Raw genomic sequence first — 3,786 nt, forward strand, 5'->3', positions numbered from 1 at the left:
AAAGGGAGGTGTAAAATGTTGAAACGTAGCGGAAATCCCGCTCTTGCAGGGAAGAAGTATGTTAGTATGAAGGCTTCGCCCTTGAGGGCTCAAGCCCAAAGGGTTGGGATGGTAGTTTTAGCCATTATTTTAGCCATCCCATTGTTTGCGGGGGAGATTGTTAAAGAGCTTAGATTTAACACAGCAGATTTGGAGTTTAGTAAGTTAAAAGGATACGATGTGGTCAAGCTTAAGGGATGTGAGTCTACTGAACAGGTGGGTTCGCCTATGCTTCCTACGAAAGTGCTATCTTTTCTTATTCCACCAGGAGCAAGTGTAACAAAAGTTGAGGTGATATCTGAAGAGAGTGAAATCCTCTCTGGTGTATATCAAATCTATCCTGCACAACCACCTCAGCCAATATCATTTCCAGAGCTAGTTAAATGGGTAGAACCCAATGAAAAAGTTTATTGTCAGACAAGTCCATGGCCATCTGAACTAATCAGTCTCGGGCATACTGGGAATATGGGAGGTTATAAGATTACCGGAGTTTTTATTTGTCCTATCCAATACATTCCAGCTGAAGGAAAGTTAATTTTCTACTCAAGGATTGAGTTTAGGATTATTTATAAAGAAGGAGTGCATCCTATTCAAAGTGTAACCTTGAAGCAAAAAGAGGTATTCAAGGATATGGTTAAAACAATGGTATTAAACCCTGAGATGGTACCGATATGGAGTCCTATAACTCACTATCCTCGTGGGTCAAGAGTGCTACCTCCTGATACAGTTGAATATGTTATAATCACAGCTGATTCATTTGCTACTGAATTTCAGCTACTCGCTGAGTGGAAGACAAAGAAGGGAGTGCCTGCAAAGGTAGTAACTACTAATTTCATTTATGCAAATTATGCAGGTAGAGATAAAGCTGAGCAGGTAAGGAATTTCATTAAGGATGCATACTCAAGCTGGGGTACTATGTGGGTATTACTTGGTGGTCAATGTGATTATGAAAATGGACAAGAAGTAGTGCCAAGGAGAGATGTATATTTTGGATACGTTGTATGGCCATATGACACCATTCCGTGCGATCTGTATTTTTCTGATAAAGATGGTGACTGGAATGCAGATAGTGATTCCGTGTGGGGTGAGAAAAATGATGATGTAGACCTATACGGAGATATTTGGGTTGGACGAGCACCAGTCCGTAGCGAAGCTCAGGTAAATACATTTGTAAATAAAGTCATTACATATGAGAAGACACCATCTCCTGGTTATGTGAATAAAATTTTGCTTCCCGCATCAGTTAGTTACTGGAGTAACGATGCCATTGCAGATATGGTTCCAGCTGATTGGCAAGCCTCAAAATTGTACGATTGCCTGGGTAATCTTTCAACAACAGCGCTTATAGACTCATTAAATTCAGGATTTGGGTTTATGAATGCAACTTGCCACGGTAAAAAAGACAGGCTTAGTTTTACTAAAGAAGTTATTTTGTACAGCTCTTGCCTTCAGAGTCTCTCTAATAATGGAAAATTTACAATAGTTCATAGCTGTGCTTGTCTGGTCGGTGAAGTTGACCGCGACCCTGAGTACGGCGAAGATTGTTTTGCAGAATATTTTGTTAATAGTCCAAATGGGGGTGCAGTTGCTACAATTATGAACTCAAGACTTGGAGTTATAGGAGGCTCAGAGAGCTTGGATACTTCTTTTTACCATGAAACTTTTTGTGAAAGTTATTCATACCATAATTGTATAGGAGTAGCTCATGGTATGTCCAAAAATAGGTATGCAGCCCTTGCCGATACTAGCAACCTCATGCGCTATTGTATATCTGAGCTTAATTTATTTGGTGACCCACAGCTACCTATGTGGACAGACGAACCTGCGCCAATGGTTGTTACCCATCCACCAACAATACCTACTGAGCCAACTCCCATTACAGTTAGTGTTTCATCAGATGGAGTTCCTTTACCTGGGGCATTTGTATGCCTTACAAGGCTGGGCAGGATTTATTCAAGTGATAAAACTAATACAAATGGAGAAGCAACCTTCCTTATATCACCAGACTCTGAAATAATATATATAACAGTGACTGCACAAAATTATCTACCTTATGAGGGAAAGCTTAATCCACCGCCAGCTGGCATTGTGCATAATCCAATCTATATAGATGGGAATATGGCATTTACATCAGAGAATGGGGTAGTTTCGGGCTCAGGTACAAAAATAGATCCATATATTATAGAAGGTTGGGATATAGACGCGAGTCATGGTATTGGGCCGACAGGGATTCCAGATTCTGCTGGAATCTACATAAGAGGGACAGATGCATATTTTACCATTAGGAATTGCAATATACATGACGGTGGAAGTGCTTACAGGGGAATTGTCTTAGATTGCGTAAGTAATGGTAGAATTGAGATTGTTAAAGTGAGGGATTGTCGCACCGGTATCTGTAATGGAGCTTTAGGTAATTGTTCTTCAGCTGATGTCGAGTTCCTTAAGAAATCGCCTTGTATAAATAATGTTATTTCAAGCTGTAGGGTATTAAATAATGAGATTGGGATTGAGATGTGGGCTCCATACTCTACAATAATCAAAAACTGTATAATACAACAAAATCAAACTGCTGGTATAGCCTCTGCGGCTGATGAGCATACAGTAATTGAAAATTGTGATATTTCATATAACAACGTAGGTATTGGGGCAATGGGTGGTCATGGCTGTTATTATTCTGGTAAGATTGCGAACTGTAGGATTAATAATAATAGGAAGGGTATTTACACTGATGTTGTTCTGGCAGGTGTTACGATAGAAGGCTGTGATATATTTGATAACGAGGTTTATGGTATTTATACTGGACAGGTTGGTAATTGTAATGAAGTTAGAAAATGTAATATATCACGTAATGGTTGTGCTATTGCCCCTTACGCGACTCATATGAACTATTGGCATCATAATAATTTTGTAGATAATAATATATTTAGTAACGACCCCAGATTTTATTATTTCAGTTTCAACTACTGGAACAATTATTATGGCACAGATGCTGATGGTGATGGGATTGGTGATATTCCTTTTATTTATGGACCCGGAGATAATTTTGCAGATAAATTCCCATTAATGAATCCAATTGATATAACTTTATTAGATATAATGCCACCTAATATAGAACATACACCTTTATTAAACACGATATCGACCAGCTCTTATCCGGTTACTGCAATAGTAGCTGATAATACCGGATTAGATAGTGTAAATCTATATTACAGTATCAATGGAGGAGAGTATAAGAGACAAACAATGACAACAAAGAACGGACTTCCATCGGCTCTCTATGGTAAAGCATGGAATATTAACGTAGATGACAGAACTTATATCATTTATTGGAAGAAACCAGGTACCTGTGCACATTATTCTATAAATAGTTTTAATTTTAATCTATCCCAAAAACAGATAACTATTGGGTTTACTGATTCTCCTTATTCAACCAGTGAGATGATTTACGGTGAGCTAATTATTCCAAAAGAATTACTTGACGGTCCATTTACTTGTTATATTAATGGGGTCGAAACTGAGCCAAGGAGGATATGGTCTGACAGAACTTATTCTTACCTACACTTCCCAATACTTGAAGATGAAGCACTAATTACTGCCACTCTCGAAATTATAGGAACCACAGCGACCCAGCCAGGAGAGGTTACCGTAGAAGAATTGCCAAGGGAGTGGGCACCATGGGAATATTCAGCAGAGATACCAGGACAGCCTCTTCATACAGTTATCTCTTACTATATAAAAGCAAAAGAT

Annotated in this window: 1 protein-coding gene; it reads left to right on the forward strand. The window is 38.7% G+C overall.

The annotated features are described in order from the left end of the window. Nucleotides 1–15: 15 nt before the first annotated feature. A partial coding sequence (locus tag QMD71_09935; GenBank protein ID MDI6841143.1) for a C25 family cysteine peptidase occupies nt 16–3,786 on the forward strand: 3,771 nt, incomplete at its 3' end.

This window comes from bacterium (assembly GCA_030018315.1).
Taxonomy (GTDB): domain Bacteria; phylum Hydrothermota; class UBA3073; order JACQXS01; family JAGMCI01; genus JASEGA01.